Source organism: Moraxella sp. CTOTU48841 (assembly GCF_032061225.1).
Taxonomy (GTDB): domain Bacteria; phylum Pseudomonadota; class Gammaproteobacteria; order Pseudomonadales; family Moraxellaceae; genus Faucicola; species Faucicola cinerea.
In genome coordinates this window covers 18,922-43,811 of the sequence record NZ_DAMBFQ010000002.1, presented here as the reverse complement: position 1 = coordinate 43,811, position 24,890 = coordinate 18,922, and the positions used below count along the sequence as shown (strand labels likewise).

The 24,890-nt window shown below is 44.0% G+C and carries 24 protein-coding genes; 18 read left to right on the top strand and 6 right to left on the bottom strand.

Annotation, left to right across the window (positions count from 1 at the left end):
- Window positions 1–7 precede the first annotated feature (7 nt).
- The gene (truD, locus tag RT034_RS02910; RefSeq protein WP_313013488.1) at window positions 8–1,096 is read right to left on the bottom strand and encodes a tRNA pseudouridine(13) synthase TruD; all 1,089 of its coding nucleotides are present in this window, start codon (window positions 1,094–1,096) and stop codon (window positions 8–10) included.
- Between the two features lie 298 nt (window positions 1,097–1,394).
- Here truD and RT034_RS02905 point away from each other — a divergent pair, with 298 nt between their 5' ends.
- Window positions 1,395–2,021, top strand: coding sequence for a GNAT family N-acetyltransferase (locus tag RT034_RS02905; protein ID WP_313013485.1), 627 nt, complete (start codon window positions 1,395–1,397; stop codon window positions 2,019–2,021).
- 94 nt (window positions 2,022–2,115) lie between these two features.
- Window positions 2,116–2,628, top strand: coding sequence for an META domain-containing protein (locus RT034_RS02900; protein WP_313013483.1), 513 nt, complete (start codon window positions 2,116–2,118; stop codon window positions 2,626–2,628).
- A gap of 30 nt (window positions 2,629–2,658) precedes the next feature.
- Here the strand turns inward: RT034_RS02900 and RT034_RS02895 are convergent, their stop codons facing one another.
- Complete coding sequence (locus RT034_RS02895) at window positions 2,659–3,360, bottom strand: glutathione S-transferase family protein (protein ID WP_313013480.1); 702 nt, start codon at window positions 3,358–3,360, stop codon at window positions 2,659–2,661.
- Window positions 3,357–4,652 (bottom strand): glutamate-5-semialdehyde dehydrogenase, encoded by a 1,296-nt coding sequence (locus RT034_RS02890; protein ID WP_409566288.1) that lies wholly within the window; start codon window positions 4,650–4,652, stop codon window positions 3,357–3,359. The genes RT034_RS02895 and RT034_RS02890 overlap by 4 nt, the downstream gene beginning before the upstream one ends.
- A gap of 231 nt (window positions 4,653–4,883) precedes the next feature.
- Between RT034_RS02890 and RT034_RS02885 the strand changes: the two genes are divergently transcribed.
- The 16 genes from RT034_RS02885 to RT034_RS02810 all read left to right on the top strand — a co-directional run bounded on the left by RT034_RS02885 (window position 4,884) and on the right by RT034_RS02810 (window position 21,147).
- Window positions 4,884–5,678 carry an ABC transporter ATP-binding protein gene (locus RT034_RS02885; RefSeq protein WP_178086206.1) on the top strand — a complete coding sequence of 265 codons (795 nt, stop codon included), beginning with the start codon at window positions 4,884–4,886 and terminating at the stop codon, window positions 5,676–5,678.
- Window positions 5,679–5,933: 255 nt separating this feature from the next.
- Entirely contained in the window at window positions 5,934–6,740 is an 807-nt protein-coding gene (locus tag RT034_RS02880) for a transporter substrate-binding domain-containing protein (RefSeq protein WP_095355911.1), read from the top strand.
- Window positions 6,741–6,817: 77 nt separating this feature from the next.
- Window positions 6,818–7,624, top strand: coding sequence for an ABC transporter substrate-binding protein (locus tag RT034_RS02875; protein ID WP_313013474.1), 807 nt, complete (start codon window positions 6,818–6,820; stop codon window positions 7,622–7,624).
- Window positions 7,625–7,715: 91 nt separating this feature from the next.
- Window positions 7,716–8,633 (top strand): transporter substrate-binding domain-containing protein, encoded by a 918-nt coding sequence (locus tag RT034_RS02870; protein ID WP_313013470.1) that lies wholly within the window; start codon window positions 7,716–7,718, stop codon window positions 8,631–8,633.
- Between the two features lie 229 nt (window positions 8,634–8,862).
- Window positions 8,863–9,582 carry an ABC transporter permease gene (locus RT034_RS02865; RefSeq protein ID WP_007117180.1) on the top strand — a complete coding sequence of 240 codons (720 nt, stop codon included), beginning with the start codon at window positions 8,863–8,865 and terminating at the stop codon, window positions 9,580–9,582.
- Between the two features lie 11 nt (window positions 9,583–9,593).
- The gene (locus tag RT034_RS02860; protein ID WP_313013464.1) at window positions 9,594–10,319 is read left to right on the top strand and encodes an ABC transporter permease; all 726 of its coding nucleotides are present in this window, start codon (window positions 9,594–9,596) and stop codon (window positions 10,317–10,319) included.
- 57 nt (window positions 10,320–10,376) lie between these two features.
- A complete protein-coding gene (locus RT034_RS02855; protein WP_313013459.1) occupies window positions 10,377–10,937 on the top strand; it encodes a hypothetical protein in 561 nt (186 codons plus the stop codon).
- A gap of 50 nt (window positions 10,938–10,987) precedes the next feature.
- Complete coding sequence (tsaD, locus tag RT034_RS02850; protein WP_313013457.1) at window positions 10,988–12,049, top strand: tRNA (adenosine(37)-N6)-threonylcarbamoyltransferase complex transferase subunit TsaD; 1,062 nt, start codon at window positions 10,988–10,990, stop codon at window positions 12,047–12,049.
- Window positions 12,050–12,069: 20 nt separating this feature from the next.
- Window positions 12,070–12,432: a fluoride efflux transporter CrcB gene (gene crcB / locus RT034_RS02845; protein WP_313013455.1), complete on the top strand. Its 363-nt coding sequence runs from the start codon at window positions 12,070–12,072 to the stop codon at window positions 12,430–12,432.
- 367 nt (window positions 12,433–12,799) lie between these two features.
- Window positions 12,800–13,960 (top strand): phosphate ABC transporter substrate-binding protein PstS, encoded by a 1,161-nt coding sequence (gene pstS, locus RT034_RS02840; protein ID WP_313013451.1) that lies wholly within the window; start codon window positions 12,800–12,802, stop codon window positions 13,958–13,960.
- Window positions 13,961–14,097: 137 nt separating this feature from the next.
- Complete coding sequence (gene pstC, locus RT034_RS02835) at window positions 14,098–15,048, top strand: phosphate ABC transporter permease subunit PstC (protein ID WP_312276829.1); 951 nt, start codon at window positions 14,098–14,100, stop codon at window positions 15,046–15,048.
- A 17-nt stretch (window positions 15,049–15,065) separates the two neighbouring features.
- Window positions 15,066–15,935, top strand: a complete 870-nt coding sequence (gene pstA, locus RT034_RS02830; RefSeq protein WP_188874750.1) for a phosphate ABC transporter permease PstA — start codon at window positions 15,066–15,068, stop codon at window positions 15,933–15,935.
- Window positions 15,936–15,996: 61 nt separating this feature from the next.
- Window positions 15,997–16,752, top strand: coding sequence for a phosphate ABC transporter ATP-binding protein PstB (gene pstB / locus RT034_RS02825; protein WP_050324753.1), 756 nt, complete (start codon window positions 15,997–15,999; stop codon window positions 16,750–16,752).
- A gap of 199 nt (window positions 16,753–16,951) precedes the next feature.
- Complete coding sequence (gene efeO, locus RT034_RS02820) at window positions 16,952–17,854, top strand: iron uptake system protein EfeO (RefSeq protein WP_313013446.1); 903 nt, start codon at window positions 16,952–16,954, stop codon at window positions 17,852–17,854.
- Between the two features lie 78 nt (window positions 17,855–17,932).
- Window positions 17,933–19,273 carry an iron uptake transporter deferrochelatase/peroxidase subunit gene (efeB, locus tag RT034_RS02815; RefSeq protein ID WP_313013444.1) on the top strand — a complete coding sequence of 447 codons (1,341 nt, stop codon included), beginning with the start codon at window positions 17,933–17,935 and terminating at the stop codon, window positions 19,271–19,273.
- Between the two features lie 77 nt (window positions 19,274–19,350).
- Complete coding sequence (locus tag RT034_RS02810; RefSeq protein WP_313013441.1) at window positions 19,351–21,147, top strand: FTR1 family iron permease; 1,797 nt, start codon at window positions 19,351–19,353, stop codon at window positions 21,145–21,147.
- A 71-nt stretch (window positions 21,148–21,218) separates the two neighbouring features.
- Here RT034_RS02810 and RT034_RS02805 read toward each other — a convergent pair whose 3' ends face one another.
- From RT034_RS02805 to nadD, 3 genes are all read right to left on the bottom strand, one after another.
- Entirely contained in the window at window positions 21,219–22,952 is a 1,734-nt protein-coding gene (locus RT034_RS02805; protein ID WP_284034656.1) for a hypothetical protein, read from the bottom strand.
- 360 nt (window positions 22,953–23,312) lie between these two features.
- On the bottom strand, window positions 23,313–23,714 hold the full coding sequence (gene rsfS / locus RT034_RS02800) for a ribosome silencing factor (RefSeq protein ID WP_313013434.1): 402 nt from the start codon (window positions 23,712–23,714) through the stop codon (window positions 23,313–23,315).
- A 144-nt stretch (window positions 23,715–23,858) separates the two neighbouring features.
- Entirely contained in the window at window positions 23,859–24,599 is a 741-nt protein-coding gene (gene nadD / locus RT034_RS02795; protein ID WP_313013433.1) for a nicotinate (nicotinamide) nucleotide adenylyltransferase, read from the bottom strand.
- Window positions 24,600–24,890: the final 291 nt, after the last annotated feature.

Below are 24,890 nucleotides of genomic sequence, written 5' to 3'. Positions count from 1 at the left end.
CCAGCCTTCATAATTCAGTGGTGAGTACCGAGCTTGCAACAAGCGTGTCAATAATGGTCGTTGCAAAACTGCCTGCCGGTAATTCAAAATCTAACACCAATGTCTCACCGTCTTGCCAAACCCATTGCAAGTTACTGGGCAGCATACGCAGGGAGCGGCGCTGCTGCTTTAAACCAAACTCAATCAGACCTTGACTTAGCTGCTGATAAATGGGATTGTCAGTGATGACTGATAGTTCTAATGCGTTAACCTTACCACTGCTTTTTAACTCACCTGCGCCCCACATCGGTGCAGTCAAATGGATATCGCCACTTTGTAGCCTTGATAGCATGGTTTCATCTATATGCTGTGCCACAAAAATACTGTTTGAACCCGCCAAATTCATCACCTCGCCATCAAGCGGTTGGTTCCAAATGCCCAACGCGATACGTTTTGCCAAGATGGCATTGAATAATTCGCTACGCGCTGCCGACAGATACAGACTGATTTTATCTTGGTCAAATTTGCGATGAATTTTTTTACCCCTAATTGTATGATGGGTAAATAGTTCGATAGCGGCATCAATATTATTGGCATCTTGCCCAAAGCGCTGCTCGCCAAAATAATTGGGAACGCCTTGGGTTTTGATGGTCGCAAGTTGTTGCTCGATGGCGGCTTTCTCACCCACCACATTGCGTAAGGTGATGATAAACTGATTGGCCTCATGAGTACCGCGACCCAGTTTTTTATGATGCCAATGCTGTGCCAGTATTTCTAGGGTTTCATCGCTAGCTAATTTAGTTTGGACAAATTGCTCAAAATTTGGTTCAGGGGCAATTTTTTTTGGCAAGCGAAGACTAAACCATTGCGTCGTCAGCGCATGACGATCTTTGAGCCCCGAATATCCCACATCCTTGAGTGGGATGCCTGCCCATTGTGACAGCAACTTTGCCACAAAATTGGTATTCATACGGGTTTTTTGAATATGAAGCCAAAGATGTTCGCCTGTATGGCTGCATTCAATGCCAAGTTTTTCATGGACAATAAAATCAGTGGGTTGTTGTTTATAAATAGCGGACTCAATCGCAGGGGTATAGGGTGAAGGCAGTTTTGGCATGCTAGGGTTACTTGCAAAAGGTTTATTTTAACAAACGGATGATTGATAAACCATCTCGATTACAGATTCGATTACAGCAGCGCTTTATTATAACCATGCTTTATTGTCTTAAGCTAATAGGTTAAAAATATGAGGGCAACGAAAATGAGATCAAATACGGCTTGAATGCCAAAGTGATAGACAATAAAGTAGTGCTTGCTAAGTTGGGTGCATTGGGTGGCAAAATCAGTCAGCTGACTTGGCAAAATGTTCAACGCATCCTATGTTTAGCCAATGTGAGTATAAAAAGAGAAAAAACATGAAAGACCCTGATAGCAATATCGATAAAAACGTCGTGCAATTACGCGTTGCCACGCAACAAGACGTCGAAAATTTGGTAACTTTGCTCAATCGCTGTTACCGCTCAGATGAAGGCTGGACCAATGAAGCTGCTTTAATTGGTGGGATTCGTACCACGACCGAGGAAATGACAGCCTTGATAGACAACCCCAACATTTATCTGTTCGTGTTTGAAAATCCGCACGATAGCGATGATTTGCTTGGGTGTATTTCTGTGGATTTCTCGCCCATTAATCATCAGCCAGCGGCGTATATTGGCACTTTTGCGGTTCATCCTGCTGTGCAAGGTAGAGGCATTGGCGATACGATGTTGTCTGCGGTAGAAACGTTTGCTATCAGACACGCCCACGCCAAAAACGTAACCCATTTACCTTTAACCCATTTGTCCATGTCGATTTTAAGTCATCGACCAGAGCTGTTACGTTATTATCAGCGCCGGGGTTATCTACTGACAGGGGAGAAGATGGCATTTCCAAGAGACGGCAATAATGGCGACCCCAAGCGCGATGATGTATTTTTAGAGTTTTTGCAAAAACCCATTCAAGCAAATGAAGCGTCCATCAAATCTAGTAATACAATCGAATAACAATAATCGTCATGCTTAGCAATAAAGTCTTAAGGGCATTTTATATAATGGTTGAAATAATTTTTTACACAATAATTTTAAACAAAAGTAAATCATGATGAAAAAATGTGCCAAAACCTATTCCCTAGCGCTAAGTTGCTTGATAGCAGGAACGCTGGCAATGACAGGCTGTCAAACCATAGCGGATAGTAAGTCAGGGATCGTGAACCCGACCCAAGCGGTCACCTTACCGTTAGCGGATGCCACGTTGCAAAATTATCGCTGGCAATTGGTCTCGGTGACTGATTTGGCGGGTAAACCCACTAAACTTGAATTGTTTAACCAAGCCAAACCGCTGTTGGTCAGCTTTGATAAAGGTCGTGTCAGCTTTGACAACACCTGCAATCGCATGTGGGGCAATTATAGCTTGACCCATGACAATGTATTGATAAAAAATATCGTTTCCACGCGCATGATATGTCTGCCAGAATCGCGCATGGCATTTGATGCGGCTGCGCCATCCACACTCAATGGACAATTTAAACTGACCCAAGATAGCAAAGGCACACCGATGTTGACGGTAACCGATAACAACCAAATCAGCCTGTTTAAAGCGATTGCCAAATAAGGTTTTTCATTGAATTAAAGCTGATTAACCTCAAACAACCTCTGTGCCTGCTTCATCTTCAATAACTATATCGGTTTCTGTCAACGCCTGTTGTTGCCAAGTCTGCATGCTTGGATGAGCAAGCATTTTTTGTATATAGCTTAAGGTCACTGGGCGTAACTCTATATCGGAGGCTTTTGCGTAAGTGATGAGGCGAAAAATAATCGGGGCAAAAAATACATCAGCGACACTAAATTCGCCTAGCAAATAACCTTCAGAGCCGTTTTGTTTGAAACCTTCGGTGACGATGGCTTCAAACCGCGCCAAGTCGCTTAAACAAGGTTTGGAAGGTGCAATGTGGCGCCTAGCCCGAATATTCATTGGCATTTCATTGCGCAGTGCAGAAAATCCACTGTGCATTTCACCCAGCAAACTCATGGCTAAGTGCGGCTGGTTACCCCAAATGTTTTGCGTAATTAAGTATTTTTCCGCATATAAAGCAATGCCGACACTGTCCCAAATCGTTTTGTCTTCATGTAACAGTACAGGCACTTGACCCAGTGGCGTATAGGTCGTCAAAATCTCTTGATTACTCGGATGAAATAGCTTAATGGGCATTTCATCAAACGCTACACCGAAGGCATGCAGCATAAGCCATGCGCGCAAAGACCAAGTGGAGTAGTTTTTATTACCAATAATTAAAGTGGGTTTGTGAAAATAATTTATTTGATTACCAAAAGTTTTAGCTGTCACTGTCTGATTTCCCCATGCCCAAACACAATCCATTTCTGCGATGTTAAACCTTCAAGACCCACAGGGCCGCGCGCATGGATTTTATCAGTAGAGATACCAATCTCTGCACCCAAACCATATTCAAACCCATCGGCAAAGCGGGTTGATGCATTGACCATCACGCTACTAGAGTCAACTTCACGCATGAATTTTAACGATTTTGAGTAGTTCTCGGTGATAATCGCATCGGTATGGTGTGAGCCATGGGTATTGATATGGGCAATGGCTTCGTCGATATCGGCGACTACTTTAATCGCCAAAATTGGCGCCAAATATTCGGTATCCCAATCTGCCTCACTCGCTGCTGACAGGTGAGCGGTTAATTCAGCGGTATCGCTCAAGATGGCTAAGGTTTTTGGACAGCCGCGTAATTGCATGGCACTGTCTGCCGCGACAATGGCGCTAGCGATTGGCGGCAGGGCTTGCGCAGCGATTTGGCTATCAATCAGCAGCGTTTCCATGGTATTACAAGTGCCGTAGCGGTGAGTTTTGGCATTGACGCAAATATCGGTTGCCATAGTCAAGTTTGCATCGCGATCGACAAAGGTATGACAGTTACCATCTAGATGCTTGATGACAGGCACGCGCGCTTCATTACTGATACGCTCAATTAGGCTTTTACCACCCCGCGGCACAATCACATCGACATAGCGATTCATGGTGATAAGTTCTCCCACTGCCGCGCGGTCGGTGGTTTCGACCACTTGCACTGCCGCCTCTGGCAAACCAACTGCTTGCAAGCCTTGTTTGACACACGCAGCCAATGCTTGGTTAGAATAAAACGCTTCTGAACCCCCACGTAGGATAATCGCATTGCCAGATTTTAATGCCAAAGACGCAGCTTCAATGGTCACATTGGGGCGAGATTCATAGATCATCCCGACCACACCCAGCGGTACGCGCATTTTACCTAGCTGAATACCCGATGGACGAAAGGTCATATCCGTGACCTCGCCAATCGGGTCAGGTAGCATGGCGACATCTTTTAGCCCTTGTAACATGCCTTCAAAACGCGCATCGGTGAGCGCTAATCGGTCAAGTAGTGCGTCATCCAGTCCTTTTTGTTGACCGTTTTGCATATCGGTGGTATTGGCCGCCAACACGTGTGATTTGGCTTGTTGCAGGGCGTCATAGATAGCGAGTAGGGCGCTATTTTTGAGTGCAGTGTCTGCTTTTGCCAAAATCGCTGAAGCAGCGCGCGCTTGCTGTCCCACGGTTTGCATATAATGTTTGGTATCAGTCATGGTTTGCATAGTCAGTCCCTAATATAATCATCGCTTCATCATAACAACTTCAATCCAAAAATGGAATTTAGAAAGTTTTGACAGACAAAAATTAATGGTTATGACTCAATCTAAAGACAAGTGCTAAAGACCGGCACCATAAAATAAAGTTAAATGAGAGAAAAAGTTGCGTTTTAGTAGCGTTTTAAGCGAAAATAGACAGTTTTTTTCCACCTATCGTCAAATTTTGGATTGAATATCATGTCAGATGCTATGCCAAACTTACAGCGTCCTGTAGCCTTGCAACTTAACAATATCCACAAGAACTTTGGATCGCTTGAGGTACTAAAAGGTGTATCGTTGACCGCTTATGATGGCGATGTCATCTCAATTTTGGGCTCGAGCGGTTCGGGCAAATCCACCTTGCTACGCTGTATTAACCTGCTTGAAAACCCCTCACAAGGGGAGGTTTTCTTGGGCAATGAAGCATTGGTATTAAAACCGAATAAATCAGGGGATTTGGTTGCCGCCAATCAGCGCCAACTTGAGCAGTTTCGCTCAAAAATGGGCTTTGTGTTCCAAAACTTTAACTTATGGCCACACCGGACTATTTTGCAAAACATCATTGAGGGGCCCACCCAAGTCCTAAAAATCGCCAAAGACCAAGCCATCAGTGAAGCTGAAGTGCTACTAAAACGCGTAGGACTACTGGATAAAAAAGACGCTTACCCAGAAAACTTATCGGGTGGGCAACGCCAGCGTATCGCCATCGCTCGTGCGCTAGCGATGAAGCCACAAGTATTGCTATTTGATGAGCCAACCTCTGCCCTCGACCCAGAATTGGTCAATGAAGTATTAGCGGTGATGAAATCGCTTGCTGAAGAAGGTCGCACCATGCTGATTGTGACCCATGAAATGCGTTTTGCGCGCGATGTATCAAGCCAAGTGGTGTTCTTGCATGAAGGGCGTATCGAAGAAATAGGCACACCAGAGCAGGTGTTTGACAATCCGCAATCAGCACGGGTGAAAGACTTCATGGCAAGCCATCAAAAATAATCCAAACATCCTATGAGCCGTCAATCGCCATGCGATTGGCGGTTTTGTAATTTTAGGCATCAGAAAAAATTTATTTGATTTAATTGTTGCTGCATACGTTTTTCACTTGCAAAAATGTTAATTTATGTTAATTTTAACTAAATTGTAAACTCGCATTTATTTTAGTCGCATTGATTTTAAATATTGAAATCGCTGAAAGCGAAACCTGATATTAAATCGCTTTTTACTCAAAAATTTCATTTCTAAGGAACATCCATGCAATCAACCTTGAATTCAACCTACTCAAAACTCGCCTTGGCAACGGTATGTGCAGTTAGCATGGGATTAACCGCCTGTCAAAAACCTGCTGAAAAAACAGAAGGTGCAGCCGCGAGCCAACCCGCTGCCAGTGCCAGCACGGGCAAAAAAATTCGTATTGCCACTGAAGGCGCGTACAAACCATTTAACTACACCAATGCCGATGGCACGTTAGGCGGTTATGACGTGGATGTTGCCAAAGCCGTGTGTGCTCAAGCGAAACTCGACTGCGAAATCGTAGCACAAGATTGGGACGGTATCTTACCAGGCTTGATGGCGAGAAAATACGACGCGGTTGCCGCAGGTATGTCAATTACCCCAGAGCGTTCAGCGCAAGTGGATTTCACCACGCCTTATTTTAAAAACACCATGGTTTGGGTCGCTGCCAAAGGTGGCAAATTCAACCCACAAGCAATTTCAGGGTTAAAAATTGGCGGTCAACGCTCAACCACCATGGCACAGTACCTTCAAGATAAACTGAGCAAAACCAATGAAATCAAATTGTATGACAACTATGACAACGCCTATATTGACCTAAAATCAGGTCGTATCGATTCAGTGCTGTCTGAAAAAGTAACCGCTAGCGAATGGCTAAAACAAAACAGCAACTACCAACTCGTAGGCAGTGAGATGGATAATGGTGACAACATCGCAATGGCCATTCGTAAAGGCGATCCACTAAAAGCAGAATTTGACAAAGCCTTAGATGCACTACAAAGCAATGGCGAGTTGGCAAAATTACAAAAGCAACATTTTGGTAATTAATTGACGTTGTATCGAGCGATTTAAGATTTACACAGTAGATGTGGGTGACCCTCAAATTTTGACAAAAAGGTGTTGTTATGAAACAGTTATCGGTTTTGGGTGTATCGTCGTTAGCCATCTTGATGGGGGTAACTGCCTGTCAAAAACCTGCCCAAAAAGCGGCAGACACGGCAGCAGCAAGTAACGCTACCACGGCAGCAAGCGCAGATATGCCACAGATTCGTATCGCTACCGAATCAAGCTTTGTCCCCTTTAGTTATAAAGATGCCAATGGCAAATTAATCGGCTTTGAGATTGATTTGGCAGATGCGTTATGTACTGAAGCCAAACTAAAATGTGAAGTGATTTCCCAAGATTGGGATGGACTGATTCCAGGGTTACAAGCACAAAAATACAATGCCATCATGGCGGGGATGTCAGACACCGCAGAGCGTCGCCAAGTGGTGGCATTTAGCGACCCATACTTTACCAATAACCTCGTTGTGATTGGCAAAAAAGGGGTAGAAAAAGGCGCTGATGACCTAGCGGGCAAATCCGTGGGTGCACAGCGTTCAACAACTGCCGCTGAGTACTTAGCCAAAAACTTCCCAAAAGCCACCCCAAAACTGTATGACACCCAAGATAATGCCTATCTTGACCTAGAATCAGGCCGTACAGATTTGATGATTTCTGACAGTGCCCCAGCCTTATCATGGTTAAAAACCGCCAAAGGTCAAGGCTTTGAAGTTAAAGGTCAACCAATCAATATTGATGACAAAATTGCCATTGCCCTTCGTCAAAATGATCCATTGATTGGCAAATTCAACACCGCACTGGCAGCGCTAAAAGCCAATGGTACTTACGATAAAATCAGCCAAAAATATTTTGCAGATTTGCCGAAATAAGCCGTTAAATAACTGATTAAGCTGTTCGTTTTCTTACAACTCACAAGTAAAATTTTGTCATGTGTTGGATGTTAAAAATTAGGAGTATCAGGTGAAAGCAAATATTTCATTATTAGGTAGTTTGGCATTGGCAGGTCTAGCGCTGGTGGGCTGTCAAAAACCTGCAGAAAAAACTGCGGCAACGGCGGGTAGTACAGCCGCTTCTACAACGGCAAGTAGCAGCACAGAGACATCGAGCAGTATGGCAGGCAAAACCATTCGCATTGCCACTGAAGGCACTTATAAACCCTTTAGTATCACCAAAGCGGATGGCAGTTTGACAGGTTTTGATGTGGATTTTATACGGGCCTTATGTGCACAAATGAAAGCCAACTGTGAAATTAATCCACAAGATTGGGATGGTTTATTGCCAGGCCTCATGGCAAAAAAATATGACGTGGTAATTGATGCCATGTCTATCACCCCAGAGCGTCAAGCACAGGTTGATTTTACCGACCCCTATTTTACCAATACGTTGGTGTTTTTAACCAAACAAGGTAGCCCCATCAATCCGGATGACCCTGCCCAAATTGACAGCCATAAAGTTGCGGCGCAGCGTTCAACGCTATCGACCCAGTGGATGGAAAAAAATCACCCAAAAGCCCAGCTAAACCTATATGAAGGGTTGGACAATGCGTTTATGGACTTGGCAGCAGGGCGCTCAGATATGATGATTTCGGATAAAGCCCCGGCCGCTTATTGGCTGACCACGCCAGAGGGTAAAGGCTTTGAAATCAAAGGTAAAGAGATTGATGTCAATGACAAAATGGGTATCATTGTCCGTAAAGGCGACCCACTGCGTTTAGAATTTAACAAAGCGATTGCCACGTTAAAATCAAATGGCACGTATGATAAAATCTATAACCAATATTTTGGCAGTGCAACCACCACAACAGCGGCGGCAAGCAGCGTGGCAGTTACGGTCTCTAGTACCACAACGACCACGACTGTAGCAAGTACTAGCAAGTAACTTAACCAAGCGCTTGGGTTCAGTCAAAAACTGGGTGAAAAGTCACTCAGTTTTTTGTTTTTTTGATGGTTTTTGATAGGGCAATCACGTAAAATTGCACCCTGCAAAAAACAAAGCAAAAGGTTATATCTATTATCACCTTTTGTCTATGCGCCGGTAAAACTGCGTTTTAAGTATTTTTTGGGTAATAGGTCAACAAACAGAGTTAAAAAGACAGGGTATCGATATTGTGTTAGATCTACAAGGTTTTGGGCAGCTATTATTAAGCGGTGCTTGGGTCACCATCAAACTGGCATTGACTAGTTTGGTGATTGGGCTGATTTTGGGATTATTGGGCGCGACCGCTAAGATGTCACGGTTTAAAGTGCTCAACGCCATCGCCACCGCTTACACCACGATTATCCGTGGTATTCCAGAACTGCTGTCAGTCATGTTTATTTACTTTGGCGGCTCGATGTTGATGGGGCTCATTCTATCGCAATTTGGCAATACGGGATATGTGGATGTCAGTCCGTTCTGGGCGGGGGTTACGGCGCTGTCTGTGGCGTTCGGTGCGTATGCGACCGAAACTTTTCGTATGGCATTTCAAGAGATTCCAAAAGGTCAAGCTGAAGCGGCGCAAGCGATTGGCATGAAAAAATTTCAAATACTTTGGCGAGTGACGTTGCCACAAGTCTGGCGTATTGCACTGCCAGGACTGGGTAATTTGTTTTTGGTACTGCTCAAAGATACCGCGCTGGTTTCTGTGGTCGGGCTTGAAGATATCATGCGCCACGCCAAAACGGCAGCGACTTCCACGCAAAGCCCCTTTACTTTTTATATGGCAGCAGCATTGTTGTACTTGAGTCTGACCGTCATCATCACGGGTGTGATTATGTGGCTAGAATGGGTCAATAACCCAGCAGAGCGTTATGCAAAACGCCTACAAAAAATCGGCATGGCAAAATAGGGGATTCATCAATGAACTGGAATTGGCAAATTATTATTGATAGTATCCCAAAACTGCTGCAAGGCGGTATTATCACCATTGAGCTTGTGGTGTTGTCGGGTTTATTGGGGTTTATGTTGGCAGTGCCGCTAGCCTTGGCTAGGCTATCAAAAAAGCCTTGGGTACAGGCATTGCCATTTGCGTATATTTTCTTTTTTCGTGGTACGCCGCTACTGGTGCAAATCTTTTTGATTTATTATGGATTGTCACAATTTAAATGGGTGACCGAGTCCGTGCTGTGGAAATCGGGTGTGTTAGCGAGCCCATTTTGGTGCGCTATCATCGCTTTTACCCTCAATACGGCAGCTTATACCGCAGAAATCATCCGCGGTGCTATCAAGTCAATACCCAAGGGCGAGAATGAAGCTGCCGACGCCATTGGCATGTCGTATAGCCAAAAATTGCGCCGAATTATTTTTCCTCGTGCCTTTGGCATCATGCTGCCGGCTTATGGCAATGAAGTGATTTTTATGCTCAAAGGCAGTGCGCTGGCATCCACTATCACTTTGATGGATATCACCGGTGTGGCAACGACGATTATGTCAAAAACTTATACCGTTTTTGAGCTGTTCTTTGTCTCAGGTATCATGTATTTGTTATTGTCTTGGCTATTGATTGGGATGTTTCGATTGGCTGAAAAACGCATCAATCGTCATCTTTCTTATCAGCCCGTCAGTAATGGGGGCGTCACTGCCTAAGCTAGATTAAGTTAGGCTAAGATAGACAAAAAGTTTGGATATATTGGAGGCGTGTCAGTGAAACAACTAGTTATAATATCAATTTTGCTGATGGGTGGGGTGTTACTCTCGGCTTGTCAACCTGCCAGTGATAACAAGCCAGAGCAAAACGGCACAGCAAGTGCCACGGTGGCTAGCGTTCAAAGTCCGCATCACGTTGCCAGTGTAGCTGTCGCCAGTACCGTATCCCCCCAAACCGCCCAAAACGGTGTGCCCAAACAAATCAACTGGGCATTGGTGGATTCGGGCGTTAAGCCAGTCGATAAGGCTAGCTTTAAATACCCGTTTGCGCTCGATAGCGAGCCTGTCAAAGCGTATGCCGAAATGTATCATGTAGATAATGAAACCTCCCGCTACAACTTAACGGTGGGTATGGCAGTCAATGAAGTCTTATCTAAAGTGCTCGACCAGCTGGGTACTGCCTATGTGTCACATGAACTCACAGCCGGTAAAAACAGCGCGTTTGTCATCCATACCACCCAGCAAATTGCTCCGAGTCAATACACTTACGTCTTTGCCGAGCCCTTTGCCAAAGGGTTAACCATTCCTGTCAAAATTATCAATGATGGCAAAAAATAACTAAGTTGCCATCGGTATGTTGACGTTTATTTATCGTTTAAGGAAATACCATGCGTGTGCTAGGACTGGAAACATCCTGCGATGAAACGGGATTAGCCATTTTTGATAGTGACCAACGTCACCAACCCAATCAAGGTTTGGTCGGGCAAGTGCTATACAGTCAAATCGCGCTACATGCGACGTATGGCGGGGTAGTCCCTGAACTTGCAAGCCGCGATCATATCCGTAAATTAGTGCCCTTGTTGCAGCAACTGCTGGATGACTGCCAACTCAAAAAAACCGATATCGATGCAATTGCCTTTACCAAAGGTCCTGGACTGGTGGGCGCGTTGATGACAGGGGCATTATTTGGCCGCAGTTTGGCGATGGCGCTTAATATTCCTGCGATTGGCGTACATCACATGGAAGGACACTTGCTTGCGCCGCTATTAGGCGCTAATCCGCCCGATTTTCCGTTTGTCGCGTTGCTGGTGTCGGGTGGACATACCATGTTGGTGGCCGTCAAAGGCATCGGGCAATATGAAATATTAGGTGAGTCGATTGACGATGCTGCAGGCGAGTGCTTTGATAAAGCCGCTAAAATGCTAGAGTTACCTTATCCTGGTGGGCCTAATATTGCACGCTTGGCGCAAACAGGCAATCCGTTAGCCTATGAATTACCGCGCCCGATGTTGGGTAAAGGATTGGATTTTTCTTTTAGTGGTATGAAAACCGCCGTGCATAATTTGATTAAAGACCATCCAACCGATAGCCATAATCCTGAGCATGCCCAAACGCGTGCCGATATTGCGGCAAGTTTTCAATATGCGATGGTCGATACGTTGGTAAAAAAATGCGTCAAAGCCTTGCAGCAAACGGGTATGAAACGTCTGGTAATCGCAGGCGGGGTGAGTGCAAATCAACAACTACGAGAATCGTTAGCTGAGGCATTAGCCAAAATCAATGCCACCGTGCATTATGCACCGCCTGCCTTGTGTACTGACAATGGCGCCATGATTGCCTTCGCCGGTTGGCAGCGCTTGAACGCAGGTCAACAGGATGAGCTAGCGGTTAGCTGCTTGCCACGTTGGGACATGACAACGCTGCCTGCTGTCAATCCAGCTAACCCATAACCATCTACAAGGACTTGAAGATGGCATGGCTATGGATAGGATTGGGGGCGGCATTTGGGGCAATGCTGCGCTGGTGGTTAGGCAGACTCAACAGCGTACATCCTTGGTTGCCCTATGGCACACTATTTGCCAATGTACTAGGCGGGCTGTTGATGGGATTTGCCTTGATACTTACCCAAAAGATGCACCCAAACTTACGACTGTTTATCACCACCGGGTTTTTGGGAGGACTGACAACGTTTAGTACGTTTAGTGCCGAAGTGTTTACTTTGTTGAATAGCGGCAAGGTATGGCAAGGTTTAGCCTTGATTGGCGTCCATGTGCTTTTAACCTTGGTTGCGACTGCCATTGGTTTTTATTGTCTTAAATTGTTAAATTATTGATAACTTTTCAACTTGTTAACTTTTTCACCTTTTCACTTCTCATTCACCGCTAAAGGTTGTAAAGCTGCTCAAGGCTTTGCGAATCGATAAGCGAGTTAAATCTTAAATCCCCTTATCGCGTCTCACCTATAGCAGCGTGTGCCATCCGTCAGCCATTAAACTGTCATGATACTGTCACATTTCTTTGTAATCATATACACAATTTTTATACAAACCGAATTGTGGTTATTATCATTACAATTAAGTCGGTCAGCTTTGAGCTATCATAGTGAAAATAGCCAAAAAAGGTTAAATCGTACGGTTCGTGACATTTATTTTATTCAAGCATTTTCATTGTAAACTCAAAAAATGTTTTTAGGAGCTATCCATGCGTTATTCATTATTAAGTGTTGTTGTAGCATCAACGTTAGCATTAACCGCTTGTGGCAACAAGCAAGCAGACAATCAAGCAGCGGGTGCCTCAGCGACGTCAAGCACTGCGACTACAGGCGCGGCAGGTAGCGATAAAAACGCCGTATTTACTATCACAGGTGCAGGTGCCTCTTTCCCACAACCTATCTATGCTAAATGGGCAGGTGAGTTCAAAAACGCCACTGGCGGTCAAGTAAATTACCAATCAATCGGTTCATCAGGTGGTATCAAACAAATCCAAGCCAATACCGTTGACTTTGGTGCGTCGGATGCGCCTTTAAGCAAAGAAGAGTTGGATAAAAGCGGTTTAATCCAGTTCCCAACCGTTATCGGTGGGGTTGTACCAGTTGTTAACATCGATGGTGTTGCACCAGGTCAATTAAAATTAGACGGTGCCACCCTTGCCAATATCTACTTGGGTAAAATCACTAAATGGAATGACCCAGCGATTACTGCATTAAACGCAGGCGTCACACTACCAGATGCGCCAATCACGACGATTTTCCGTTCAGATGGTTCAGGTACAACCTTTAACTTTGCAAGCTACTTAGCGGCTGTATCACCAGAATGGAAAGCAGGTCCAGGTGTAGACAAATCAATTAAATGGCCAACCGCTGCGACAGGTGCAGGTGGTAAAGGTAACGAAGGCGTGGCAAGTAACGTCGCTCGTGCCAAAAACTCAATCGGTTATGTTGAGTACGCTTACGCAAAACAAAACAAAATGGCTTACACTCAGTTGAAAAATGCAGCAGGTAACTTTGTACAACCATCGGCTGAAAGCTTTGCCGCTGCGGGTAATGCAGATTGGAAAGGTACACCAGGCTTTAACATCGTATTGACTAACCAAGCAGACCCAAATGCCTGGCCAATCTCTGCGGCAACCTTCATCCTAGTCCATACTAAACCCACCAACCCAGAAAACGTCAAAAATACCCTTAAATTCTTTGACTGGGCGTATTCAAGTGGTGATGAGCTAGCAAAATCATTGGACTTTGTACCATTCTCAGCAGAAAGCAAAGCTATCTTCCGTGAAGAGTGGAAAAAAGTTGTAGGTGCTGATGGTAAACCACTGTTTACCTCAGATGCTGCCACAGCAACTGCTTCAGCTGCAAAATAGTCTAATGATGATTAACAGTTAAAAGGGTTATGAATGTCAAACTATACGTAGAGCAATAAACAAGTTAATGCTCTACGTTTTTTTTTCAAATTTCTAGAATTAGTAAACTAAAACTATTTTTTGATGGCTGGGTTCTTATGTCGGATTTACACGCAAAACTCGCAAAGCAAAAACAATTAGACTGGTTGTTTGTCAACGCGACTCGTCTTTTTGCGTTTATCGTGCTGTTGTTGTTAGGTGGTATCTTAATCTCACTATTTCTTGGCGCATTGCCAAGTATGAAGGCGTTTGGCATTAACTTTTATACCAGTAAAGACTGGGATACAGGGATGGATGTATACGGCGCACTCGCACCAATCTATGGTACGTTGGTGACTTCTATCATTGCTATTTTGATTGCGGTTCCGGTAAGTTTTGGTATTGCCATGTTTTTGACAGAGCTTTGCCCCAATTTTTTAAAACGTCCTTTAGGGATTGCCATTGAGTTGTTAGCGGGTATCCCTTCAATTATTTATGGTATGTGGGGATTTTTCGTATTTGCGCCTTGGTTTTCAGAACATATCCAGCCCTGGCTGATTGACCATTTGGGTGATGTGCCTTATGTGGGTCGTTTATTCCAAGGTGCACCGATGGGTATTGGTCTGTTCACTGCAAGTTTGATTTTGGCTGTCATGATTATCCCGTTTATTGCATCAGTCATGCGTGATGTTTTCTCAATTACCCCAAAGATGCTTAAAGAATCTGCTTATGGTTTGGGCTCAACCACTTGGGAAGTGATGCGATACGTGGTGTTGCCTTATACCAAAGCCGGGGTGATGGGCGGTATCATTTTGGGATTGGGTCGCGCATTGGGCGAAACGATGGCAGTCACCTTTGTTATTGGTAACGCTTATAACGTCAGTCCAAGTTTGTTCCAGTCAGGGGTGTCAATCACTTCGGCATTGGCAAATGAATTTGCAGAGTCTGAAGGCTTGCACCAATCATCGCTACTACATTTAGGTTTCTTACTATTTATCATTACCTTTATTGTACTGGTGATTTCAAAATTGATGCTCAGTCGTATGGATAAAAATGCGGGTACTAAATAAGGACGCTGGGGAATACTATGACTACTACCAACATGAATCGTAACAATGCCATTTACAAACGCCGCCGTCTAAGCAATGCTTTAGGACTGGTATTTGCCGGTTTGTCCATTGTATTTGGCTTGACCTTCTTAGGCTTAATTTTATTCAAATTGTTTTTATCAGGCTCGCATGCGTTATTGACCATGCCCATTTTTACTCAAGACACGCCATCGCCAAACGAAATTGGTGGTCTTCGCAATGCGATTATCGGCTCAATCATGGTGACAGGATTGGGGCTTGTAGTCGGCACACCGATTGGTGTCATGGCAGGTATTTATCTGGCTGAATTTGCCGAAAACAGCTGGCTTGGTAAAGTTACCCGTTTTATGAACGACATTTTGCTATCAGCACCATCGATTGTGATTGGTTTATTTATTTTTGCTTTGATGGTACAAGGTCGTAACTTCTCAGGTTGGGCAGGTGCAATGGCTTTAGCGCTATTGGTTATTCCTGTGGTGGTACGTACCACCGAAAATATGCTCCGTTTAATTCCCAATACATTGCGTGAAGCCGCTTATGCGTTGGGTACGCCAAAATGGAAACTGGTAACATCCGTTACTTTACGTGCTGCCAAAACTGGGGTATTAACAGGTATCTTACTGGCATTTGCGCGTATCTCGGGTGAGACTGCACCCTTACTATTTACCGCGCTCAATAACCAATTCTTTAGTACCGATATGGGTCAACCCATTGCCAACTTACCAAACGTGATTTATCAATACGCCAGCCAACCATACCCTATTTCAAACCAATTGGCTTGGGCAGGTGCGTTACTCATCACCTTAGCGGTATTAACATTGAATATTTTGGCACGTGCGCTAAGTGGTAAAGAGCAATCATCACATTGATGATCAATAGAAGATTAAAGCTATTTGCTAGTATCAAACAAATTTTATTAAGGTATTCATCATGACCGCAAAAATGCAAATTCGTAATTTAGATTTTTATTACGGTAAATTTTTAGCCCTTAAAAATATCAACATCGATATCGCTGACAAAAAAGTCACCGCGTTTATCGGGCCCTCAGGCTGTGGTAAATCAACGTTACTGCGTACCTTTAACCGCATGTATGACCTCTACCCAGGCATGAGTGCCACGGGCGAAATCAACCTAGATGGACAAAACATCTTGGATAAATCGGTGGACGTCAACTTGCTGCGTGCTCGCGTGGGTATGGTATTCCAAAAACCAACGCCATTTCCGATGTCAATCTATGACAACGTGGCATTCGGTGTGCGTCTGTACGAGAGCTTAAGCCGCGCTGAGCTAGACGAGCGCGTTGAATGGGCGCTCAAAAAATCGGCACTATGGAATGAAGTCAAAGATAAACTTAAAGCATCGGGTCTGTCATTGTCGGGTGGTCAGCAGCAGCGTCTGTGTATCGCCCGCGGTGTGGCAACCCGTCCTGAAGTATTGCTACTAGACGAACCCACCTCGGCACTTGACCCTATCTCAACAGGCTCAATTGAAGATTTGATTTCAGACCTAAAAAATGATTACACCATCGCCATCGTCACCCACAACATGCAGCAAGCGGCACGTGTGTCTGACTATACCGCGTTTATGTACTTAGGCGAAATGATGGAAATGGGGGATACCGACAAAATGTTCACCAACCCAGACCGTAAAGAAACTGAAGAATACATCACGGGTAAATTCGGCTAAGCTATTTTTTCGTTATTGGCTATCTGCACGTCATTTAGCTCATCACAATACCTCGCTGCTGCGGGGTATTTTTTTGCGTAAACTTCCAAGCTCAATCAGAGCAAAATAAATATTGATAACGATTCTCATTTACCCTATAATTCGCCAATTGTCATTATTTTTTTTATTATTTATTCGTATTTACTTTTAAGGATGTTTTATGTTGCGCCGTACTTTTACTTTATCAATATTACCCCTGACGATATCTGCATTACTCTTGACGGCTTGCCAAAAAACCGAGCAAAAAACCGATGTAGCACCTGCTGCAAGTAGTGCCGCAACAGCGCCTGCAACGAGCAATGCTTCTGCAGTCACAGCGTCAGCGCAGAGCTCAGTTGATATGAGTAAAGAAACGGCAGAATACAAAGCTTGGGTACAAACCCAAATTGATAGCTTGCTCATCGATACCCAAAAATTTGTCGCACTGCTCGCAGCAGGTAAATTAGAGGAGGCGAAGGCGTTATACCCAAAAGCACGCATGTATTTTGAGCGCTCAGAGCCGATTGCTGAAAGTTTTGGCGACCTTGACCCACGTATCGATAACCGTGAAGCCGACCTTGAGCCCAATGAAGTATGGACAGGGTTCCATGCGATTGAAAAAATCTTGTGGACACAAAATACCACCAAAGGCACCGAAAAACTGGGCAAGCAACTGATTGCAGATGTCAAAGAATTGCACGCCAAAATTCCGACGGCAGAGGTGACAGGCGACTTGATGGTGCAAGGTTCAGTAGATTTGCTCAATGAAGTCTCAACAAGCAAAATCACCGGCGAAGAAGAAATTTTTTCGCACACAGACTTGTATGATTTTAAAGCCAATATTGAAGGTGCTGAGAAAATATTTGCCATTTTAAAACCAAAAATCCAAGCCAAAAACCCAGCTTTAGTCACGGAGCTTGAGCAAAAATTTGGCGCAGTCAACCAACTACTTGCCAAACACCAAGTCGGTCAACAAGACTATAAATCCTATAAAGAGTTAACCCCTGCAGATACCAAGGCGCTAGCCGAAGCGGTGAATAAACTCGGTGAACCCTTAGCGCAGATGGGCATTGTATTGCAATAAGTCAAAGGTGAAGCAAAAATTGCTTCACTTTACGGTTTTAGGGTGGCATAAAAAGGTCAGTACGGTGTTAGGGGCAGCATGAAACATAGTAAATTAGATAAGCAAGCGCAAGAAACAGGATTAGGACCAAAAACGTCCAATCGTCGCAGTTTTTTACGCCAATTTGGTGCGCTCAGTGTCGCAGGCGCAGGTTTAGCTGTATCAGCCTGTCAGCAAAAACCAAGTGAAAACTTACCTAACTTGCAAGCTTTGGATGGCAATCAGTCCAAAGATAGCGATAAAAACGAAAATCCTAAACATGCCGGTAATGATGCCAATACTACCAAAAATAGTTTTGCGGATGTCAAATATGATTTTTATGGCGAACACCAAGCAGGCATTACCACGCCGTCACAGCGTAATATTTATTTTTTGGTGATGGATTTACATACCGATAAGCTCGACGATGTCAAACAGATGTTCAAAGACTGGACAGCCTATGCGGCCAATTTGACGCAAGGTAAAAACATCAAAGCGTATGAAAAAAACCCGTTTGTGCCCCCGACCGACACAGGCGAAGCAGACAGTATGGGCGCGTACGGATTGACGTTGACCTTTGGTATTAGCCCAAGTTTTCTAAAAAAAATGGGACTTACCCATAAGCAGCCCAAAGAATTCCAAGACTTGCCCAAGTTCCCGCGCGATCAATTACGAGAAAATTTGACCGGGGGTGATATCTGTATTCAAGCCTGCGCCGAAGATGCCCAAGTGGCGTTCCATGCGGTACGGCAACTAGTTCGCCAAGCGCGTTCTAATATCACCATGCGTTGGAGTCAGTCAGGTTTTGTCGGGTTTGATACCGGCAACCATACGCCCCGTAATTTATTCGGTTTTAAAGACGGCACCGCCAACCAAAGCACCATCAAAGCGGCGGACAAAAACTTATGGGCGGACGCGCCTGATTGGATGAAAGGCGGCACTTATTTGGTCACCCGTGTCATTCAAATGCATCTTGAAACTTGGGATCGCACCTCGCTTAAAGGTCAAGAAGACACCTTTGGTCGACATCGTGATAGCGGTGCGGCGATTGGACAAAAAGGCGAATTTGACACATTTGATGTGCACGCCAAAGACGCGCAGGGGAAGGCAGTGATACCTGAAATTTCCCACATGGGACTGGCAAAACGCACAGGCGTGGAAATGCTACGCCGTTCGTATTCTTACAGTAGCGGCATTAACCCAGCCACTGGGCAGTTTGATTCAGGGCTGCTGTTTATTTCATTTCAAAAATCGCCCGAGCAATTTATCATCATCCAAAATGCCCTAGGTCGTCTTGATAAAATGAATGAATACACCACCCACATTGGCAGTGGGCTATTTGCCTGCTTCGGTGGTATTCCGCAAGGTGGCTATATTGGACAAGCACTATTTGAAGCTTAAGGTTCAAATGCAACATCCATCACTTAAAATAGACGGTTAAAATACACGCTTAAAAATAGACGGTTAAAAAGTTACTCATGATAAACATCACCCAAAAAACCTTGCTAAATTTTGGTCTAGCAAGTTCGCTGCTCATCACCACTCAAGGCTTACAAGCGCAGCAACCAACGCCTGCAAGTGCACAGATAGCGACGCAAGCCAGTCAACCAGCCAGCAAAAAGTTGAATTTAAGCCCTATTTTTATCAACCTATCCGACGCGATGGCAGCGATTAAAGCCAAGGATACTTCAAAAGCCAAGGATACCCTTGCGCAAATTCAAACAGCCTTTGATGCCATAGATGCAACGGCAAAAAATTCCACACTTGGGCAACAGACAAGCCAAGCAATTGGGCAAGCCATCAGCAACCCCACAGAAGCCAATTTATCAGCCGTGTCAAATGCGTTATATGCCTTTGAAAAAGAACAAAATCCTGTAGATTACAGCGCGAAGCGAAAAGAGTTTGCCAAAAAAATGGTACCGGCGTATGACAATCTTAATCAAGTCATACAACGGGCAGCGCCGACAGATGTCGAAGCGTTACGGGCGGCTTACAACCAGTTTAATGCAGTTTGGCTAGGTAATGAGCGGGTCGTACGCAATACCAGTATGGGACACTATGGCAAAATTGAAACATCCATGGCGCTGATGCGAGTGGCGATTGAAACCCAACCCATCAATATGGCGCAAATCAAAACCCAATCTGCCGCGCTAAAGGACGCCATCGACAGTTATAACAAAGGTGACGTAGCCGCTGTACAAACCACACAAGCTGTCACCTTGGCGGATAGTATCGAGTTACTGCGCGATGGCTTACAGGCATTTAAAACAAACGACGCAGCGACTGGTCAAGCCAAGTTAGGCGAGTTTATTAGTATTTGGCCAATGGTCGAAGGCGATGTCAGTACACGTAACCCCAGCCTATATAATCGGGTGGAAAGTCAAATTCCGCTAGTCATGGCGAAAGGTCAAGACCCTAAACAGCAGCAAACACTGCAATCGATTATCAATGAATTGGCAGCAATCAATCCAACAGCCCAATATACCGCGGTTGACTCGATGCTGATATTGCTTCGAGAAGGGTTGGAAGCCTTATTGATTGTCATCTCGCTGTTATCGGCTTTAACCGCTGCCAAACAAGTCAAAGCCAAAAAATGGGTGTATGCTGGTGTCGCTTTTGGCTTACTTGCCAGTATCGCAGGCGCGATGGCATTACAGCTATTATTCCCTGCGGTGACTTCTGCCGCCAATCGTGAGATGTTTGAAGGCGTCATCGGCATCGTTGCGGTCATTATGATGATTGGCATTGGGGCGTGGTTGCATAGCAAATCATCCGTCCAATCCTGGAACGCTTATATCAAGCGTCATATGGGACAAGCCATGACGGCAGGCAGCTTTGCGTCGTTATTTGGATTGAGCTTTTTATCCGTGTTTCGAGAAGGCGCAGAGACCATATTGTTTTATGTCGGTATATTACCCAATATCAGCATGAGTAATTTCTTAACCGGGATTGGTTTAGCGCTTGTAGTACTGGCAGCAGTGGCTTGGGTGATGCTAAAAACCTCAGTCAAATTACCGATTCCACAGTTGTTTAAAGTCTTAACTTGGGTGATTTATCTACTGGGCTTTAAGATTTTAGGCGTTAGTTTGCACGCGCTGCAATTGACAGGGTATCTACCGCTGACTGCCATGAGCGGCTTGCCAGCGATTGAATGGCTAGGATTTTACCCGACGCTACAGACATTTTTGGCACAAATCGGCTATATTATTATCCTTATTGGTATCAATCTTTGGATGAAAAACCATCAACGTCAGCAAACGGCTACGTTAGCCTAAACAACAAAAGCTAGCAAATTTGCTAGCTTTTGTTGTTTTACCAATCGATAAGAGGATAGATATGTGGATGATTAGCCCCATTCTTGATTTGTGCGGAACACATCGGCATTGATTTGTTGACGTACCGTTTGAAAATCAAAGCTGTCACGTTTTTCTGGCAGACAAAGTAGCTTAGGTAAACGTGTTAGTCCAAGCTCGCCATCAATAAAGGCATAGTGGCGGAAATTTTCGTCAATGATAATATTACACTCGAACTCTGGATAAACAATCAGCTGTTTTTGATCTTTAGCCAAACGAATAATTGACATAAAGAAGTTTTCATTGAGTTGATGACGATATTGGGTGAGTTCTTCCAAGCTATATTTGGGCGCTTTTGGTGTAATCAGCCTACGTAAAAAGCCCGACGTTTCAACTTGTTTTTGATAGTACAGTACTTCCTCTGTCAAAATATCAATGGTCGATTGTTCTTCTTCTACTTCTGTAAGCTGTTTATCCAGATACTGCATCGGTGCCATAAACAATTTTTGTTTTTGCTCGGCCTCAATGGTCACATCATTGAGATAATTTCGGATCCGATGGGTGAGCATACGCATCGATACCAATCTTAATGTGGTACGTTTTGCAACCAATGAAAAGCTAGCAAGCGGCTGTAGACAAAAATCCCGTAAGCAGTTGGTCACGTTGGCAATTAACCAATCTAAGTGATAGTAAAAAAACTCAAGGTCATTGATGTCTTTGAGCGCTATATCAAAAATACGCGGTAGTTTATTTAAAATTAATATAGAAAATTGTTTTTCAAAGTTTTGCATCCGCTCTTCAATAATAGCTTCAATCGGACGTCCATCGGTAGCTAGCGGTTTACGAATTAATGGATAAATATAGCGAATTAACAAATCTTTAGAACTATTGATAAAGATTTTTACTGCTTCATTGACGCTTCGCTCGAGTGTATACATACGCGACAATTGCATCAGTATATTAGCTTTATTGGCAGGCAGATTAACCCCCTCACGCTCGACGACGACATGGGTTAAGTAGATATACTGACCCGAAACATCACTGTCTTCGAATAAAAAACGGCGGAATGAAAAAGGATTTTGATTGGCTAAGCGTGTTGGGCCGATCAGGAACCAATACTTTGGCGTTTCAACCACCACATAACGCCGCACTACCGCCTCTTGCTGTAAAAAAACAGGGAAGCGCTCAGAAGATAATTCTTGCATATCTTGACCATCCCAGCTTCGAAACTCCCAGCCTTGAATCTGATGCTTTAAAAATACTGATTTAAAATAAGCGCGAATCATATCGGGAGTCAAGTTGCGTAGCCCTGGCGCCAGCGATATTTCAATATTGTCAATCCAATGCGATAAATCATACAAAAATGCTTGGCGAATTTTTTTGGCAAGGTGATGCTCATTTTTGGCATCATATAGTTCAATGCTGTCAAAATGATCGAGCATCGCTTCTATTTTATCTGCAAGCTCTAAGATGCTAACACCTTGGGTCGGTGCTTTTAGGAATTTGAGCATATGATTCGCCATCATCATGACTTTATCATTGCTAGAGGACGTGAGGGCTAAGGTATCAGATAATGAGATTGGACGCTGGGCTAAAAATTTCTTGCTGGTTTTATCATACATGATACCGCGGGGTACCAATAGTTGTCGAAAAACGCTATTTTGACTTTCCTTATCAAGTTTAGGAAAAATATCACAGAGAGTTTGACGCCAGTCATCGCTAAAAATGGGATCAATGGATTGCAGTCGATAAATGTCGTAATGTGATAAATCAAAGATATGTGCCATTTAAACATTCCAATACACGATAATTGTCTCTAAATGATTGGTTTAAATCCCATTATACAGAATATTAATCGATTATTGTAGATAAAATAGAACTATGGTTGATAAATTAATTTGATTTTAGCGAATTTTACACTGCTGAATTTAAATGCAATAACTTAAGATAAGGCGTAATTCTAGGACAAAATTTTATTAAAATTCGGGGCGTACAAACAAGGAGTTTGAATCATTAGGAAAAAATGGCTTAAAAAATTAGATAAAAAATCTGTATAGATATTTCTACTTAGTTTAAGCAAAAAAGGTTCTAACATTGAACCATGCTAGAACCTTTGAGCTTAATTTTGGCTAAATTTGAATTAGAAATTAAGCGGTTTTCTCGATACGCTCGCGCTGCGATTGACCTTGCCATAAGCCTTCTAGGTCATAAAACGTGCGGGCTTGTGGCATCATCACATGCACCACCACAGCGCCCAAATCAATCAAGGTCCAATCACTGGTGCCTTGACCTTCTACACCAATCGGATTAAACCCTGCTTGCTTCGCTTTCATCGAGACATGGTCGGCAACCGCTTTAAGGTGGCGGGTAGATGTCCCTTCGGCAATCACGATACGCTCCATGACTTCAGTCATATCAGCAACATCGAGTACGGTAATGTTTTTGGCTTTTAAATCATCCAAGGCATCTTGAACGATGTCAAGGCAGGTGGTTAACTGTTGGTGGGCAGGGTGTTGATTGACTAAACTAGCAAATTGGTTATCGGTCATAAATGCGTGGGTTCCATGGATTGGGTCATAATGATTGGGTTATAAGGGTAGCTTAAAATAGGATCATGACAATCCTAAAAAAAGTGCGCTATTTTAACAAAAATCTAACGCACAAGTTATCAAAAAATGTAAATCAATATCAGGCTAAACGTGTGGGGCATATAACTGATGCTCAACAATATACCGATAAACTTCCCTCGGTAAACTTAGCCGCGCTTGCTGTCGTTGTCGAGCTTCTACGCTGTATAGCCAAGCTCTGATATCACTACTGGCGATATCAGGCACGACAAACTTATCAATATAAATATGGTTAGTGGTTTGATTTATCAAGTCTTTTGGTGAATGAATGATAAAAGGCACTAGCCGATTATCAATATTTATATTAGGGGGTTTATCCGTATTGGCCAAAGCATTTTGGTTCAAAGTGTGGCTTAAATTGTGGCTAAGGCTGCCCAAGGCAGGACGGGGTAGTACCCATAGATTGGTCAGCGAAAGCAGCTCAAAGCCGCGATACCATTTATCAAGTTGTTCAACACTGTCTTGCCCAAGGACAAAAATCAGTAGGTCATTGGGGTAACGCTGTTTAAATTCACTCAAGGTATGAAAGCTATACACAGGCGGCTGACACTGCAGCTCAGTTTCATCAATCGACAAAAAAGGCACATCGTCAATCGCAAGCGCAAGCATTTCAAGGCGCTGCTGGTTGGAAGTTGGCTTGGTTTTTAAGGGCGAACCTGCGGTAGGCAATAATTTGGCGATGATATCAACGTTGGGGAAGGCGCGCATGAGCTCATGGTACACATGAGCAATCATCTGTAAATGCGCCAAATGTATCGGATCAAATGAGCCACCCAACCAGACACGAATACAGCGAGGCATTGTCATAATCAAATGCCTAATTTAAAGTTGGGGTAAAGAAAACTAAAATCCTTCATCATCACTGACACATCTTACGGTTGGTTTGCCGGTTCATCGGTTGGTACATGGCGCACAAAAATCACTTTGTGCAGAATTTTACCATAAAGCAATTTTTGGGCATAACAGATTGTAGTGCACTAGCCTAGTGGTGGAACAGTAGCCTTGCCTTGCTTGCATTTAGGCTGATATCCTGTGTGACAACCAATGGTGACAGACAACAAAAAGGTGAGTGTCAAACTCACCTTTTTTTAAACATAA

Excerpts from the sequence above, each read along its gene's own strand:
- truD (WP_313013488.1), bottom strand. The coding sequence starts at position 1,096 with ATGCCAAAACTGCCTTCACCCTATACCCCTGCGATTGAGTCCGCTATT.
- RT034_RS02905 (WP_313013485.1), top strand. The coding sequence starts at position 1,395 with ATGAAAGACCCTGATAGCAATATCGATAAAAACGTCGTGCAATTACGC.
- RT034_RS02900 (WP_313013483.1), top strand. The coding sequence starts at position 2,116 with ATGATGAAAAAATGTGCCAAAACCTATTCCCTAGCGCTAAGTTGCTTG.
- RT034_RS02890 (WP_409566288.1), bottom strand. The coding sequence starts at position 4,652 with ATGCAAACCATGACTGATACCAAACATTATATGCAAACCGTGGGACAG.
- RT034_RS02885 (WP_178086206.1), top strand. The coding sequence starts at position 4,884 with ATGTCAGATGCTATGCCAAACTTACAGCGTCCTGTAGCCTTGCAACTT.
- RT034_RS02880 (WP_095355911.1), top strand. The coding sequence starts at position 5,934 with ATGCAATCAACCTTGAATTCAACCTACTCAAAACTCGCCTTGGCAACG.
- RT034_RS02875 (WP_313013474.1), top strand. The coding sequence starts at position 6,818 with ATGAAACAGTTATCGGTTTTGGGTGTATCGTCGTTAGCCATCTTGATG.
- RT034_RS02860 (WP_313013464.1), top strand. The coding sequence starts at position 9,594 with ATGAACTGGAATTGGCAAATTATTATTGATAGTATCCCAAAACTGCTG.
- tsaD (WP_313013457.1), top strand. The coding sequence starts at position 10,988 with ATGCGTGTGCTAGGACTGGAAACATCCTGCGATGAAACGGGATTAGCC.
- crcB (WP_313013455.1), top strand. The coding sequence starts at position 12,070 with ATGGCATGGCTATGGATAGGATTGGGGGCGGCATTTGGGGCAATGCTG.
- pstS (WP_313013451.1), top strand. The coding sequence starts at position 12,800 with ATGCGTTATTCATTATTAAGTGTTGTTGTAGCATCAACGTTAGCATTA.
- pstC (WP_312276829.1), top strand. The coding sequence starts at position 14,098 with ATGTCGGATTTACACGCAAAACTCGCAAAGCAAAAACAATTAGACTGG.
- pstA (WP_188874750.1), top strand. The coding sequence starts at position 15,066 with ATGACTACTACCAACATGAATCGTAACAATGCCATTTACAAACGCCGC.
- pstB (WP_050324753.1), top strand. The coding sequence starts at position 15,997 with ATGACCGCAAAAATGCAAATTCGTAATTTAGATTTTTATTACGGTAAA.
- efeO (WP_313013446.1), top strand. The coding sequence starts at position 16,952 with ATGTTGCGCCGTACTTTTACTTTATCAATATTACCCCTGACGATATCT.
- efeB (WP_313013444.1), top strand. The coding sequence starts at position 17,933 with ATGAAACATAGTAAATTAGATAAGCAAGCGCAAGAAACAGGATTAGGA.
- RT034_RS02810 (WP_313013441.1), top strand. The coding sequence starts at position 19,351 with ATGATAAACATCACCCAAAAAACCTTGCTAAATTTTGGTCTAGCAAGT.
- RT034_RS02805 (WP_284034656.1), bottom strand. The coding sequence starts at position 22,952 with ATGGCACATATCTTTGATTTATCACATTACGACATTTATCGACTGCAA.
- rsfS (WP_313013434.1), bottom strand. The coding sequence starts at position 23,714 with ATGACCGATAACCAATTTGCTAGTTTAGTCAATCAACACCCTGCCCAC.
- nadD (WP_313013433.1), bottom strand. The coding sequence starts at position 24,599 with ATGACAATGCCTCGCTGTATTCGTGTCTGGTTGGGTGGCTCATTTGAT.